This window comes from Lysinibacillus sp. JNUCC 51 (assembly GCF_015999525.1).
GTDB lineage: Bacteria > Bacillota > Bacilli > Bacillales_A > Planococcaceae > Lysinibacillus > Lysinibacillus xylanilyticus.
The window spans coordinates 3,992,786-4,008,691 of record NZ_CP065545.1; the positions used below are offsets into that span (position 1 = coordinate 3,992,786).

A 15,906-nucleotide genomic window follows, 5' to 3' on the forward strand; every position below is an offset into this window, starting at 1 on the left:
TCTAAGGGGGAAACAATAATGCCAGCAAAAACAGGAGAGCAATATATTGAAAGAGTTGATAATGCACAGGCAAATATATGGATTGATGGCAAACAAGTAGAAGGAAAGATTTCTGAACATCCAGCTTTTAAAGGAGTTATGAAAACTCAGGCAGAACTTTACGATTTGCAACATGATCCAGACAAAAAGGATTACATGACATATGTATCTCCAACAACTGGTGAACGGGTAGGTACATCTTTTATTCAGCCAAAAACAAAAGAAGAATTGGTGACACGTCGCAAAATGATGCAAGAATGGGCGAAATATAATGGTGGCATGATGGGACGTTCCCCTGATTACATTAATGTCGGGATGATGGCGTATGGTTCAGCTGCAGAAATGTTTGGAAAGCAAGACTCCATCTATGCTGAAAACATGGCCAACTACTATGAGTATTGCCGTGAAAATGATTTATCTTTAACACATACATTGATTCAGCCTCAAGTCAATAGAGGAGTAAATTCAGCACAGCTTCCAGATCCGTATATTGCAGCACGGATTAAAGAGAAAACATCTGAAGGGGTCGTTATTAAAGGGGCAAGATTACTGGCTACTCAAGGTGGTATTACGGATGAAATCATGGTATTCCCATCTACTTTGTTAAAACAATCAGCTGAAGAAAATCCATATGCATTTGCATTTTCTATTCCTAATAACACGCCGGGCTTAAAATTTATTTGTCGAGAATCTTTTGATTATGGGAAGTCTCATTTCGACCATCCACTAGGATCTCGTTTTGAAGAAATGGATACTATTGTTGTGTTTGATGATGTTGTCGTTCCATGGAATCGAATATTTGCCCTTGGTGATGTGAATGTGTGTAACCAGGCCTACAATGAAAGCAATGCAGTTGTCCATATGACACATCAAGTTGTATCAAAGAATATCGCGAAAACAGAGTTTGTACTTGGAATTCTTCAATTAATGGCAGAGACAATTAATATTGGCCAATACCAACATATACAGGAGAAAATCTCTGAGGTAATTATTGCACTTGAAACAATGAAAGCATATGTCGTTGCTGCCGAAGCAAATGCAAAAGTGGATAGATGGGGAACTATGACACCTGAATTTGCACCGTTAAATGCAGCACGTCATTACTTCCCGAAAATTTACCCTCGCTTTACAGAAATTATGCAATTAATGGGCGCGAGTGGCTTAATGGCGATTCCATCAGAATCAGACTTCAATTCTGAAATTCGTCCGGATCTTGATAAGTATTTACAATCAGCCACTGGAGATGCTTATGATCGTGTGAAACTTTATCGTTTGGCATGGGATGTATGTATCAGTTCATTCGGTACTCGACAAACACTTTATGAACGCTTCTTCTTCGGAGATCCAGTTAGAATGGCAAGTACGCTTTATAACGGGTATGACAAACAGGAATATGTTGATCGTGTGAAAGAATTTTTGAATCGATCAGAAGCGTTAGTTAAAAATAACTAATTAATCGTCTAAGGGAGATGAGGAGTATGGATTTCAATATCATTCGTATTGCCAGAACTGTTATAAATGTGAAGGATTTGGACCGTTCAAAAGATTTTTATGTAAAAGCGCTCGGCATGATTGAAACGGAAACAAAGGATGACTGTGTTTATTTGAGAGGGCTTGAAGAACACACACACCATAGCTTAGTTCTTAAAAAGTCCGAGACGTTAGGGGTACACGCACTCGGATACAAAGTAGCAAAAGAAGAAGATCTTGACCGTCTGGCTGAATTATTTCAATCAAAAGGTTTAAAAACAAAGTGGCTGAAGGAAGGTACACAGCATGCTCTTGGGCGTGCACTGCATGTTCATGATATTTCAGGGATGCCCCTTGAGTTTTTCTGCAAGATTGAAAAAGCAGAGCGCTTACTTCAGCGCTACGATTTATACAGCGGGGCACGAATTCAGAGGATTGACCACGTAAACTGTGCTGTACCGGATGTAGAAAAAGCTTACAACTTTTTTATCAACGAACTAGGCTTTGCATGTTCTGAATATACAACTATAGAAGATGGAAGTATCTGGGCTGCGTGGCTCCACCGCAAACAGACCGTGCATGATCAAGCCTTTATGAACGGAGATGGTCCGCGTCTTCATCACTTTGCTTACTGGCTACCGGATCCACTTGCTCTAATTCACTGCTGCGATGTTTTAGCTTCTCTTGGCTATTCAGAGAACATTGAAAGAGGTCCAGCACGCCACGGCTTATCCAACGCGTTCTTCTTGTATTTAAGAGATCCAGATGGATATCGCATTGAGCTGTATAACGGAGATTACTTAACAAGTGACAATGACTTCGAACCAATTCGATGGGATTTAAATGACCCACGTCGTCAAACATTATGGGGTGCAAAAGCACCGGACAGTTGGTTTAATGAAACATCTCCTTTTTTAGATATTGAAACGAATGAACAAATTCAATCAAAGGCACCAAACCTTGCACAGCGCAAACCAGAACTTGTTATTTAAATAAAGAGAATGGAGGAATTTCAATGGATGATCGTACATTTCGAGATGCGATGGGTAAATTTGCAACCGGCGTAACAGTTATTACAACGGACATTGATGGAGAGCCTCATGGCATGACAGCAAATGCCTTCATGTCAGTGTCGCTAAACCCGAAACTCGTACTAATATCGATTAAAGAAAATGCAAAGATGTTGGATAAAATTAACCGCTCCGGTAAATTTGCGGTGAATATTTTATCGGAAGATCAGCAAGAAGTTTCGATGTTATTCGCTGGCCAGATCAAAGAAAAGCGTGAACCAGAATTTGACCAGCTAAACGAAATCTCTGTAGTAAAGGATGCACTGGCTAACATTGTGTGTAATGTATATGGAAAGCAAGTAGCTGGTGACCATACGCTGTTCCTTGGAGAAGTAGAAGATATTGTCCTTCGTGAAGGAAATCCTCTGACATTCTTTGCAGGAAAATATGGCCAGATCGCTGCACCGCAGTTAACTTAACATAAAAGGAGAGGGCAAACGATGGAGACAATTACTATCAAAAGTTCAATTGATAAATCAACGTTCACTGAAATGGAAGCTTGTGTTTTGGCTCTTGGTTTTTTTGACGGCGTTCACATCGGTCATCAAAGAATTCTTGAAACAGCAAAACGAATTGCTGTGCAAAAACAATGCGCCTTTGGTGTTATGACCTTTTATCCGCACCCAAAAGATATACTCTTTCCTCATATGGAGCCAATGACTTATTTAACTCCGCTTCCTTTGAAAGAAGATCGATTTGAAAAATTGGGTGTTGAGAAGTTATTTGTTGTTGAGTTTAGCCCTGAGTTTGCCCGTCTTTCTCCTAATGATTTTGTTGAACAATACATTTTAGGACTTGGATGTATACATGTTGTAGCAGGCTTTGATTATCATTATGGCTATAAAGGACTCGGTAATATGAAAACGTTATCGGAGTATATCCCCGGAAATTTGGAAGTAACGACTGTTCCAAAGATCCAACATGATGATGAAAAAATTAGCTCAACAGCAATCCGAAAATTGCTTGATGAAGGTCATGTGCAAAAGATACCTATGTACCTTGGTGATTTTTATGAAGTTAGTGGAGAAGTGAATCAAAGTTCCCTTTTTTATAAAAATCATCAATTTCTTAAATTAATAGTAAAAAACAGCTACCGAATGCCTAAACTTGGTATTTACCATATTCAAGTTGAAATAGACGGTCATAATTATGATGGAACCTGCCACCAAATCTCTATAAATGAGCAACACTCTTCATTATTAATACAACTAAAAGATTGTTCTGTAGACCCATACAAGAAGCACATTAAGGTAAAGTGGCTAGATTATAAATATGGCAAGCAGAATGAGTCATACGGAATGAATGAATACATGAAAAAAGATGAGCTAGTGATCTAATTAATAGTGGGCTATAACAGAAAGGAGTAGAATATGAATTTAAAAGTGCAAGCAAGAAAGAAAAACTTATACATTGATGGTAAATGGAAAGAAGCCACTGAACATGCATCTCTAACATCTCCATACTCTGGAGATGTTATTGCATATATTCCTAAGGCTAATGAAAAAGAAGTGAATGAGGCAATTGAAGCTGCATTTCGTGCAAAAACTGTAATGGCTAAAATGCCAGCTCACGAACGTGCAGCTATTTTGGAACGTTTGGTAGCTTTGTTTGAGAAGCGTTTAAATGAAGCTGCAGAAATTATCGCTTTAGAAGCAGCTAAACCAATTGCTACTGCAATCGATGAAGTGAAACGGACAATACAAACGTATAAGTTTGCTGCTGAAGAAGCAAAGCGAATTCACGGAGAAACACTTCCATTGGATGCTGCACCAGGTGGAGAAAAACGATTAGCATATACGGTGCGTGAACCTATTGGGGTTATTGGAGCGATTACTCCATTTAATTTCCCGATGAATTTAGTAGCCCATAAAGTAGGGCCTGCCATTGCCGCAGGAAATACAATTGTATTAAAACCAGCAAGTCAAACTCCACTATCTTCTTTCTTTTTAGCAGAGTTGTTACAGGAGGCTGGTATACCTAATGGAGCTCTTAATGTTATTACTGGAAGCGGAAGAGTCGTAGGGGATAAAATCGTGACCGATGATAGAATTGCAGCTATTACATTTACGGGGAGCCCAGCTGTTGGAATTGGTATTCGAAACAAAGCAGGGCTGAAGCGCGTGACATTAGAACTGGGTTCAAATGCTGCCGTTATTATTGATAAAGGAATCAATATTGATTCAATTATTAATCGTTGTGTGAAGGGAGCCTTTTCTTTCCAAGGTCAAGTATGTATATCAGTACAACGAATTTATATTCATGAGAGTTTGTACGAAACATTTGTGCAAAAATTCGTTGAAGCAACTGAACAACTCAAAATTGGTGACCCGTTAGATCCACGTACGGATGTTTCAGCGCTTATTTCTAAAGAAGATGTGGAACGTACTTTAGATTGGATTCATGAGGCGAAACAACATGGAGCAGAAGTAGCAACTGGGGGGATCGCAAAAGGGAATATTCTACTGCCAACGGTATTATTAAATGCAGAGTCTTCTTTAAAAGTTTCGTGTCAAGAAGTGTTTGCTCCAATTGTTATCATCAATAAAGTTCAAGCTGTAGAGGAAGCAATTGAGCAAGTAAATGATTCACGATATGGTCTCCAAGCGGGAATTTACACGGATAATGTTCATACAGCGTTAACTGCAGCTGAAAACCTTCATGTTGGAGGCGTAATGATTAATGACATTCCAACGTTTCGTGTAGACAACATGCCTTATGGAGGTGTGAAGGAAAGTGGAGTTGGAAGAGAAGGAATAAAATATGCTGTAGAGGAAATGACAGAGCTAAAACTAGTGGTTTTTAATAGAAATTGAAAATCGAAGAATTAGAAGCATTTAAGAACCCTATTAAAATATTAGGAAAGAGGTGCTATCAATTTGGAGCTAGTAAAAGAACAGAGTAGTGTAAAAAAAGACATCGAACAACAAGACAACAAACAAATAGATTATGACAAAATTTTCGCTTCGGAGGATTTTAAACAACTACTTTTATATAAGAAAAAGTTTATTATTCCATATACAATTTTTTATTTAGTTTATTCACTATCTTTACCATTCCTAGCCTTGTTTACAAATATACTAAATGTCCAAGTAATAGGAGACATTACGTTGGCGTGGGTTTACGGTATTTCAATTATCTTTATGTCATTTGCGGTATGTAGTGTTTATGTAAAGAAGTCTGCTGAACTTGACGAAAAGGTAAAGCAAATCTTAGTAAAAGAGGGGCTGTAGACATATGGGATGGGATATTATTCTTCTTTTTGTACTCATGTCAATAGGGGTACTTTTCATTACGTACTATGCCTCCAAAAAAACAAAAACGGCAGGTTCTTTTTACACAGCTGGAGGTGGTCTGACTGCTAGGCAAAATGGTCTTGCTTTAGCTGGAGACTTTATGTCTGCATCGACCTTTTTGGGATTAATTGGAGCCTTTTCTTTAACGGGGTATGACGGATTTTTCCTCATGTACGGTGCTCTTGTTTCTTTTCTTGTCATTTTATTTTTAGTAGCAGAACCATTAAGGAATCTTGGTAAATATACGTTAGGTGATATGATTACTGCTCGATTTAGGTTTAAACAAGTACGAGGTGTAACTGCCTTCAATACAATAATCATCTCCGTTTTTTATATGCTTGGACAGCTTGTTGCTGCAGGAGCTTTATTCAAATTATTATTAGGTATTCCGTATAATACTTCAGTCCTTATTGTTGGTATTGCTATGTTAGCTTTTGTTTTGTTTGGAGGAATGACCGCAACAAGCTGGGTTCAAATTATTAAAGCCATTCTTTTAGTAGGTGGAACCTTTATTATGTTTGTAATGGTTATGTGGAAATTTAATTTTAATTTTATTGGCATTTTTACTGATATGAAAACAGCCACTCCTTTTGGAATCGATTTCTTAAACCCAGGCTTAAAATATAAAAACGGCTGGGATGCAGCTTCTGTAACACTTGGGCTCATTCTTGGAACAGCGGGTCTACCCCATGTATTAGTTCGCTTTTTAACTGTACCTAATGCTCAGGTTGCCAGAAAGTCAGTTGTTTGGCTTATGTGGATCATGGGACTCTTCCACATTATGGTCATCTTCCTTGGGTTTGGAGCAGCAAAACTAGTTGGAACTTCGAATATTATAGAGGCTAACCCAGCAGGCAATATGGCAGCACCATTATTAGCAAAGTTTATTGGCGGAGATTTTATGTTTGCTTTCATCTCTGCGGTTTCTTTTGCTACTATTCTCGCAGTTGTTGCTGGAATTGTGGTTACGGGAGCAACAGCATTTTCCCATGACTTTTATAACGAAATTTTAAAAGACGGGAAAGCAACCGAAAAACAGCAAATGTTTATGGTACGTCTTGCATCGATTTTCATCACTGTTATCGCCATTGCCTTATCACTATTTCTTCAAAATTTTAATGTTGCCTTTCTATCATCAATCGCTCTAACATTAGCAGCGAGTTCGAATTTACCGGTTATTTTATTAACTATTTTTTGGAGAAAATTCAACAAAACTGGAGCAATCTTTGGGATGCTTATAGGATTAATTAGCACAATTGGTCTGGTTATGTTAAGTCCAAATGTTTGGAATCTGGAACCAGGTGTAGCCTTATTTACTGGTAATCCTATTTTCCCTCTTGCATCACCAGGAATTGTTTCTATACCGTTAGGTTTCTTAGGCTGCTATATTGGTACATTTATAGGGGCTCGTAAGACAAAAAATGTAGAGGATAATTTTCCAGAAATCATCGTTAAGTCGACTATGGGTAATGATGTTAAAGGTGTAGTTAATCATTAGTGTTTAAGTAATCATCAGTTGAATTTACGAGTTTATAAGAGGAGTGAATAGTTATGAGTAAGGCAATCATTAAATATAGTGAAACCCTTCACACAGAAGAAGTGGAGGTAGATCCTCAAAGCAATACAATCATTCTTGATGATAGAAATTTAACAGTAGAGCAGTCCTCTTTGGAGGCGCCAATTTCGGGTACGGTATATGGGACTTTTTTAAATTATAGTGGCGAGCTTAAGGCATTAGGTTCATCGTTAACGAAAGAACCTTATAAACAGCCTCCCAAAGCGCCTGTCTTATATATAAAACCGGTGAACACCATTACTGGATTTAACTCTTCAATTCCATTACCCGAGGATACATCTCATCTGCAAATAGGTGCCTCATTAGGCATTGTCATTGGGAAAAATGCTACGCGTGTAACAGAAGAAAAAGCTTTAGATCATGTATTAGGATACACCATTGTAAATGATGTGAGTATTCCACATGAGAATTTTTATCGTCCAGCTATTAAACAAAAAGCGAGAGATAACTTTTGCCCTGTAGGTCCATGGATTATTGAACGTGATGCAATCTCTGACCCTAATAAGTTGGCGATTACTGTATTCGTTAACGATGAATTAAAACAAAAGAATACAACGGCCAATTTAATTCGTCCTGTATCAAAATTAATTTCTGAAATTTCTGGATTTATGACGCTGTATGAGGGAGATGTTTTACTCGTTGGGGTACCTGAAAATCCCCCGCTTGTTAAAGAGGGAGATCGGGTACGAATTGAAATTGATGGAATCGGTTATTTAGAAAATACAGTTAAATGAGAATCTTATTGTTTTGTAAAGGAGCGCGATTATTATGAAACATGCACGTGTAGTATTTCAGGACGTCATTCATCATGCAATTGAAACAAATGATGGTCACCTGAAACTAGATAATGGACAAATTGTTTCTGAGGAGGAAGTGGTTTGGCTACCACCTGTCCAACCTAGAACCGTTTTTGCTTTAGGATTAAATTATGTAGATCATGCAAAGGAACTTGCTTTTGAAGCACCAACAGAACCTTTAGTTTTTCTAAAAGGTCCTAATACTTTTATTGGTCATCGAGGTCTGACTTACCGACCGGCTGAGGCTACCAATATGCATTATGAATGTGAACTTGCAGTTGTCATTGGGCGTTCCGGGACTAACATTAAACGTGAAGATGCTTATGATTATGTAGCAGGATATACCGTTGCAAATGATTATGCCATCCGTGATTATTTAGAAAACTATTATCGTCCGAACTTAAAAGTAAAGAATAGAGATACTTGTACACCAATCGGTCCATGGCTAGTCGATGCAAAAGATATTGAAGATCCTATGAATCTTACATTGCGTACTTATGTAAATGGAAAAGTTACTCAGGAAGGCACAACGAAAGATATGATTTTTAGTATTCCGCATTTAATTGAATATTTAAGTAGTTTTATGACATTAAATAAAAACGACATTATCCTTACTGGTACGCCTGAGGGTCTAGTTGATACAAAGGAAGGAGATGAAGTTATTACTGAAATTGAAGGAGTGGGACGACTAGTAAATACCGTTATTAGTGAAAAACATTTCTTAAGAATTGAAAGTGATAACGCTATTTTTAGTCAATGAAAGGGATGAAAACATGCCGCATTTTATTGTTGAGTATACCGATAACATAAAGAAAGAAGCAGACATTCCTAATTTGCTTAAAAAAGTGAATGATGTTTTGATTAGCCGTAGTCATCTTTTTCCGATTGGAGGAATTCGATCAAGAGCCGTTGAACTTCAAGATTACCGAGTAGCAGATGGAGCAGAAGACGATGCATTTGTTCATGCTATATTAAAAATTGGGGCGGGAAGATCGCCTAAAAATAAGAAAGAAACTTGTGACGAACTATTTGAAGTAATCAAGGATCATTTTGCTGATCTATTTACTAGGCGATATTTGGCATTATCTATGGAATTGATTGAATTCAGTGAGGAAGGTACTTACAAGCATAACAATATTCATAAGCGTTTTAAAAAGTAAGAGGGTTGAAAGTCAATCTGCGTTTAAGGTAATAGATTGATTGTAATAAAAAAAACAGAAGTTATAGAAGCGCCATTTATGTTATTGATCAGAACTTTTGCATTTGCATAGGGTAAATAAGAAACAATGATTGAATCTGTTTTGTAAGGGTAGGTCCGCTTTTTACAATAAAAAATAATTAATACCGTTTTACAATTTAGGTTACATCGCGTTAAGTATAGATGTTCATTTCAGGAAGGGGACTTTAAATGACAAAGAATCTGGCTTTAGATGTGAACTGCATTGAATGGGCAAGTAAAATAAATAAAAGTTATATTGGGGGTCAATGGGTAGAGGGTAGTAGTAAAAGAACTTATGCAATAAAAGATCCATATGATCAGTCAACAATTACAACTGTAGAGTTAGCGAATGTAGAGCAAATAAAAGATGCTTATCACAAAGCCAAAGTAGCACAAAAGGAATGGGCTAAATCTACCCCAGAACAAAGAAAAGAGGTTTTAACGAAAGCATTAGACTACTTAGAGAAAAATAAAGAGCATATTTTGGAATTAATTACACGTGAAACAGGTGGAACACTACTTAAAGCTCATATTGAGTTTGGCTTTGGGGTTAGTGACATAAAAGATGCTATTAATATGGTTGATGAAATATATACACCCAAAAATTATGCATCTACTACACCAGGAAAGGTTAGCCGTGTATATCGATTACCTTTAGGTGTTATTACGTCCATCACACCTTTTAACTTTCCATTTAACATGGCAACAAGAACAATTTTCCCTGCCATTGCTCTCGGGAACAGTGTTGTTCATAAGCCAGATCTCCAAGTTGGAATAGTTGGTGGACAAGTTTTTGCAAAGGCTTTCGAAGAAGCAGGACTTCCTGCTGGAGTGTTTAATTCAATTTTAACTGACCTTCAAGAATCAGGAGATGAATTCCTGTTAAATACGAATTCTTCGTTTATCAGTTTTACAGGATCAACGGCTGTAGGAAAACATATTAATAAGGTAACAGGCGGAACATTAAAACAAATGGCATTGGAACTTGGAGGCAATAATCCTTTAATAGTTTTAAGAGATGCCGACGTTGAACAAGCAGTGAAAGCCGCTATCTTTGGGAAGTTTTTGCATAGTGGCCAAATCTGTGCGATTACAAACCGAATTATTGTTAATAGAGATATTTATGATGAATTTGTTACTAAATACGTAGAAAAAGTAAAGGGGTTAACAGTAGGAGACCCTAAGGATCCTAACACAATTATTGGACCTGTTATAAATGAAAAACAAGCTGATAAAATCATGGACTTAGTTAATAAAGCAAAGGAATGTGGATTAAAAGTTGCCGTAGAAGGTGTCCGTACAGGGAATGTTATTTCTCCGTTTGTATTTGTTGATGTACCTAATGATTCAAGTCTTGCTACTTGTGAAATCTTCGGTCCTGTGGCACAAATTATTCCGGCTGAAAGTGATGAAGAGGCCATTCGTTTTGCTAATGACACAGAATATGGATTATCCTCTTCCATTATAACTGGTGACTTAGAAAGAGGGGAAAGATTAGCCCTTGAGATTGAATCTGGTACAACACATATAAATGATATGCCTGCAGTGCTAGAAGGAAATGTTCCATTTGGTGGAGTGAAACAAAGTGGAATTGGGCGTTTTGGATATGAGTGGATTGTAGAGGAGTTTACTGTTGCGAAATGGGTATCTGTACAGACGAGTAAATTAGATTATCCGTTTTAGGATTGTAGCGAAATTTAAATTACAGATTTTCCGAACGGGTTTCATCTAGAATGGGCTTCCTCGTTCGGAAAATCTGTAAACAGAGAGCCAGAGAGTAGACGTAGATGAGGATCAACCCTTAATGTAAGAAAAGTAGTAAACCGTTGATTTAGCTGTTATTTGATTAATCGAGGAAATAATCAAATATTAAGCATTGATTTGTAAGCGCTTACTAATTAAGGGGGTATAAAGTGATTAGTTCTTTAAATTCCAAAATAATTAGTTACTTGCCGTCTCAGCCTGACTTTGAATTTCAGACAGATTACTATACTGAACAAAAAGTAAGAATTATACCAAATCAACCATCTATTCTGTTTTACCAATTTAAAATGGGAGGGGAAAGTAGTCAAATTTCCGTTATCCCAGATGGGTGTATCGATATTCTCATTAATTGTGATCAGCATTACGGTAATATTTGTGGAAGCGTTACTAAAAGTAGAGTGATTAACCTTCTCCCAAACAGTACATACTTTGGGATTCGTTTTCTACCATGCCTAGATATTAAGAAATTCGGTATAAAAGACCTTACTGATAAAGAAGTTTCCTTAAATGAAATGTTTCCTGTAAATACTAATATCATAGAAAAGGTAGTAACCGACGAAAGTTTTACGGAGAGAGTCAATATATTCAATGAAATATTGAGAAGTCAAATTTTTGAAATTGACAAATCATCAAAGCTAATAAAACAAGCATTATATAATATATACGCGAAAAGAGGTAATATTACCATAGCTCAACTTGCAGAAGAAGTAGGATATTCAACTAGATATTTAAGAAAACTATTTGAAGACCATATTGGAATTTCCCCAAAATTATTTAGCCAAATAGTAAGGTTCCAATCATCACTAAATATGCTTCTAAGGACAACCCATTATACGTTAAATGATGTTATTTATGAGAATGGTTATTATGACCAAGCCCATTTGATTCATGAGTTTCGGAATTTCGGATACATGACACCTTATCAATTAACTGGGCAAAAAAGCTGCCTGAAAACCAGCTAAATAATATTTGTATAGCAAAAGCAATTACTTATTTAAGTAATTGCTTTTTACGTGCGCCTGGCATGAGTATATTGGAATAGTTTTGGTATAAAATTTAGAATGTTCCGATTTTTACAATATTAAATAATCTTAAACTGATATTCTGAAATTAATATAAAGAATGCTTATTGTTCCTACTACAGTTTAAAGGGAAAAATTAGAAATTAACAAAACAAAAGAGGGGAGTCAGATGAACGACGAAATAACATCTGTTTATTAATGGTGATTGGGTTGAGGCTATGTTAGGCAGAACGTTTGAGTCTATTAACTTAAAATCTAAAATGTACAGTTAGACTAAGCATGCCTAGGTTGACTTGAATGAAATGGTTTGAATATGGAGGATAACGCTTTGTGTAAATACAAAAAAATACAATAACGCCAATGGGGGTAGGGATTATAGAAACACAAAAATCAATAGCGAACATTCAAATTTTATCAGATGGGCAAAGCCTAAAAAGAAGTTTAAAGATGCGTGATTTAGTTATTTTTGGTCTTGGCTTTATGGCACCAGTTGCAGCGATGTCAATGTTTGGAATTATCACATTGGTATCCCAGGGCCATTCTGTCCTCTCATATGTTCTTGGTTTTGTTGCAATGTTATTTACGGCGTACAGTTTCGGTAAAATGGTTGAAGCTTACCCAGTTGCGGGCTCAACCTATACCTACGCCCATAAAGCGCTACACCCTAAAATAGGTTTTATAGCTGGATGGGGAATGCTCCTTGATTATCTGTTGATACCCATGTTAACTTTTTTAATCAGTGCAAGTTTTGCAAACGCTCTTGTACCAAGCATTCCAGTTTGGGGCTGGGTGCTCATTTTCGCTATCCCAATCACGATTGTAAATATGATTGGAATTGATATAGCAGCTAAGTTGAACTTAGTTTTAGTGCTCCTCATGATTATCGCGGTGATTGCCTTTGTTTTCAGCGCAAGTCACTTTATTATAACGGGCGATTTAGCTTTTATAAACTATAAGGCAATTTATGATGGTGATTCATTTTCAATAGGAGCGGTTATTGGTGGGGCAGCTATTGTGATTGTCGCTTACCTAGGTTTTGATGCTATAACAACCTTGGCCGAAGAGACGAACGTAGGGGGGAATAAAATTGGTTTGGCCATTTTGTTTACCTGTGTCATTCAAACAGTATTTTATGTTTCCGTAACTTATTTAGCAGTGATTCTTGTAGGAAACTATTTAGCTATTGATAATCCCGGCACAGCCTTCTTCAACGTTTTAGAGACTATAGGGGGCGGGTTCCTCCAGACTTATATTACACTTACGATTATCGCATCTGGAATTGCAAGTGCCTTAGCAAGCCAATCAGCTTCAAGTCGTCTGCTCTTGGGGATGGGGCGTGACAATGTCATCCCTCGAAAATTTTTTAGCTATATCCATCCAAAGTATAAAACACCGGTTAATAATATTTTATTAATGTCAATCATCGGAATTATTGGTGCAGTATCTTTGAATCTGCAAATTGTATCCGACTTAGTTGCATTTGGTGGATTATTAGGATTTGCTTTCGTGAATGTTTGTGTAATTAATCATTACTATTTAAAAAATAAGCAAAAAAATATCGTTAAATATTTGATTATTCCGTTAATAGGGATGTTGGTTTGTCTTTATATTTTATGGGGGCTTTCAACAACCGGAAAAATAGTTGGATTTACCTGGATGGGGATTGGTGCTTGTTATTTCGCGATTCGATCCTTGTATTCAAAAGAATCAAAGAAACTCTTAACAGATATAGAAGGGCAGAATATTAGTTAAATAAACGAACAATGCTTAATAGTATTTGTCTAATAAAGGAGGAATAAAATATGCAATTCGTTACAAAGAGGAAAAACCTAAGTAAATTAGAATTATCAGAACTTGATAAAAAACATTATTTGCATCCAACAACACCACCAAGAGCTCATTATTTATCAGGGCCTTCAACAATCTTTACAGAAGGCAAAGGAATTTATCTGAAAGACATAGAGGGGAAAGAGCGTATTGATGGGGTTTCGATGCTTTGGAATGTTAACCTTGGCTATGGGAATGAAGAGCTTGCTGAGGTAGCAAAACAGCAGATGTTAAAACTTTCATACAGCTCTTCATTCAGCGGACAATCCAATGAGCCCGCTATCCTTTTAGCACAGAAAGTGGCCTCATTAGCACCTGGTGATTTGAATGTTTGCTTCTTCACATCGGGAGGATCGGAATCTAATGATACTGCATTTAAACTAGCCCGTTTTTATTGGAAAGTAAAAGGTCAGCCAGAGAAAACTAAAATTATTTCCCTTGAACAATCATTCCATGGGGTTACAGTAGGAGCAACAAGTGCTACCGGAATTGAGGGATTCAACAAATTTACGACTTCCAATGCTCCGAACTTCCTTACTGCTGCAGCGCATGTTCTAAATGCAGAACTTGGTGACAAAACTGATCCAAATTACGCGCGTTCTATTCGTGGGATAATTGAATCAGAAGGATCCGACACCATAGCTGCTGTCATTCTGGAGCCAATCCAAGGCGCAGGCGGGGTAAGGTTTCCACCTGACGGATATCTTCAAGCTGTTCGCGAACTTTGCGACGAACACAACATTTTGCTTATTGCAGATGAGGTGATTTGTGGGTTTGGTAGAACCGGAAAGACCTTTGGTGTTGATAATTGGAACATTGTACCTGATTTTCTTTGTGTTGCAAAAGGAATCTCAAGTGGCTACGCCCACCTAGGTGCCGTAATTATGAGAGAGCAGGTAAGAGAAGCATTTATTCAATCCGATGAAATGATGTTCCATGGCTTCACATATAGTGGACATCCAATGGCTTGCGCAGTTGGCTTGAAGACACTTGAGATATTAGAAAGGGATCAAATTGTTGAGAATAGTAGACTTCGCGGTGAAGAATTATTAAAAGGACTTAAGTATCTCGAAAGCAGTCATAAACATATAACGCATGTAAGAGGTCTTGGTCTACTTGCCGGTATTGAGCTAGTTAAAGATCCTGAAAACGGCATCTCATTTGATCCGTCGATACACGCCGCAGCTCTGTATACAGATATATGCATGGACTTAGGGCTGCAATTACGTTACTTCGATTGGAAGGGAACAAATACGGTTGCTCTTGCCCCACCGCTAATTATTACAAGCCAACAGGTTGAAGAGATTATTAACAGAATGTCTGAGGCTTTTAAAAGGTTTGAAAAACAAATTTAATTTACGCTAGCAAAATGATATGAACCGAATAGGATTTCTTTATTAGGCTCTCTCGTTTAAGCACCCGTAATTCTGTGGTGCAGTATCGTAAAACTACTATACTTATATAGGTGAGCAATGTGAGTTTCTTATAGATTAAAGGTGGTAATACGAGATGAATCGTCCTTTTGGTAAATCCAAAGGGGCGTTTTTTTATAGGACTTGCAATATTAGGAATAATATTGCAAGTCTTGTTAGTGTGTTAGTAAAACCTGAAGAATAATTAAAAATTATTATGAAAGGTGTTTAAGAAGTAGTCAATGAAGAAGAAGATACGCTGTTGCATTACCAAAATGACCGCCAAGCAATTCTCATGCAATTGTGCAGCAATATAATTGATTTAAATATTCCATACATTCAATAATGGAGGGTTTTTCTATGTTTATTTATTTATCAAATCTCCACCACATAAAAAAATGAAGCTCGATAAAATCA

Annotated in this window: 14 protein-coding genes; all 14 read left to right on the forward strand. The window is 37.1% G+C overall.

Annotated features, from left to right (window positions below; all coding sequences use genetic code 11):
* Window positions 1-18: 18 nt before the first annotated feature.
* The 14 genes from hpaB (at window position 19) to JNUCC51_RS19290 (ending at window position 15,432) form a co-directional block, all read left to right on the forward strand.
* Window positions 19-1,491, forward strand: a complete 1,473-nt coding sequence (gene hpaB / locus JNUCC51_RS19225) for a 4-hydroxyphenylacetate 3-monooxygenase, oxygenase component (RefSeq protein ID WP_337989317.1) — start codon at window positions 19-21, stop codon at window positions 1,489-1,491.
* 26 nt (window positions 1,492-1,517) lie between these two features.
* Window positions 1,518-2,501 carry a 3,4-dihydroxyphenylacetate 2,3-dioxygenase gene (hpaD, locus tag JNUCC51_RS19230; protein ID WP_337989318.1) on the forward strand — a complete coding sequence of 328 codons (984 nt, stop codon included), beginning with the start codon at window positions 1,518-1,520 and terminating at the stop codon, window positions 2,499-2,501.
* A gap of 23 nt (window positions 2,502-2,524) precedes the next feature.
* Window positions 2,525-2,998, forward strand: a complete 474-nt coding sequence (locus tag JNUCC51_RS19235) for a flavin reductase family protein (RefSeq protein WP_337989319.1) — start codon at window positions 2,525-2,527, stop codon at window positions 2,996-2,998.
* A gap of 21 nt (window positions 2,999-3,019) precedes the next feature.
* On the forward strand, window positions 3,020-3,916 hold the full coding sequence (locus JNUCC51_RS19240) for a cytidyltransferase (protein ID WP_337989320.1): 897 nt from the start codon (window positions 3,020-3,022) through the stop codon (window positions 3,914-3,916).
* Window positions 3,917-3,949: 33 nt separating this feature from the next.
* Window positions 3,950-5,392, forward strand: coding sequence for an aldehyde dehydrogenase family protein (locus JNUCC51_RS19245; RefSeq protein WP_337989321.1), 1,443 nt, complete (start codon window positions 3,950-3,952; stop codon window positions 5,390-5,392).
* Between the two features lie 63 nt (window positions 5,393-5,455).
* Entirely contained in the window at window positions 5,456-5,809 is a 354-nt protein-coding gene (locus JNUCC51_RS19250; protein ID WP_337989322.1) for a DUF485 domain-containing protein, read from the forward strand.
* A 4-nt stretch (window positions 5,810-5,813) separates the two neighbouring features.
* On the forward strand, window positions 5,814-7,370 hold the full coding sequence (locus tag JNUCC51_RS19255; protein WP_337989323.1) for a solute symporter family protein: 1,557 nt from the start codon (window positions 5,814-5,816) through the stop codon (window positions 7,368-7,370).
* Between the two features lie 53 nt (window positions 7,371-7,423).
* Complete coding sequence (locus JNUCC51_RS19260; protein ID WP_337989324.1) at window positions 7,424-8,182, forward strand: fumarylacetoacetate hydrolase family protein; 759 nt, start codon at window positions 7,424-7,426, stop codon at window positions 8,180-8,182.
* A gap of 34 nt (window positions 8,183-8,216) precedes the next feature.
* Window positions 8,217-9,005 carry a fumarylacetoacetate hydrolase family protein gene (locus tag JNUCC51_RS19265; protein WP_337989325.1) on the forward strand — a complete coding sequence of 263 codons (789 nt, stop codon included), beginning with the start codon at window positions 8,217-8,219 and terminating at the stop codon, window positions 9,003-9,005.
* A gap of 13 nt (window positions 9,006-9,018) precedes the next feature.
* Complete coding sequence (locus JNUCC51_RS19270; protein ID WP_337989326.1) at window positions 9,019-9,405, forward strand: 5-carboxymethyl-2-hydroxymuconate Delta-isomerase; 387 nt, start codon at window positions 9,019-9,021, stop codon at window positions 9,403-9,405.
* A 248-nt stretch (window positions 9,406-9,653) separates the two neighbouring features.
* Window positions 9,654-11,147, forward strand: a complete 1,494-nt coding sequence (locus tag JNUCC51_RS19275; RefSeq protein ID WP_337989327.1) for an aldehyde dehydrogenase family protein — start codon at window positions 9,654-9,656, stop codon at window positions 11,145-11,147.
* Between the two features lie 230 nt (window positions 11,148-11,377).
* On the forward strand, window positions 11,378-12,190 hold the full coding sequence (locus JNUCC51_RS19280) for a response regulator transcription factor (RefSeq protein WP_337989328.1): 813 nt from the start codon (window positions 11,378-11,380) through the stop codon (window positions 12,188-12,190).
* Between the two features lie 507 nt (window positions 12,191-12,697).
* Window positions 12,698-14,002, forward strand: a complete 1,305-nt coding sequence (locus JNUCC51_RS19285; RefSeq protein ID WP_337989329.1) for an APC family permease — start codon at window positions 12,698-12,700, stop codon at window positions 14,000-14,002.
* Between the two features lie 50 nt (window positions 14,003-14,052).
* The gene (locus JNUCC51_RS19290) at window positions 14,053-15,432 is read left to right on the forward strand and encodes an aminotransferase family protein (protein ID WP_068983654.1); all 1,380 of its coding nucleotides are present in this window, start codon (window positions 14,053-14,055) and stop codon (window positions 15,430-15,432) included.
* The last annotated feature ends 474 nt before the right edge of the window (window positions 15,433-15,906 follow it).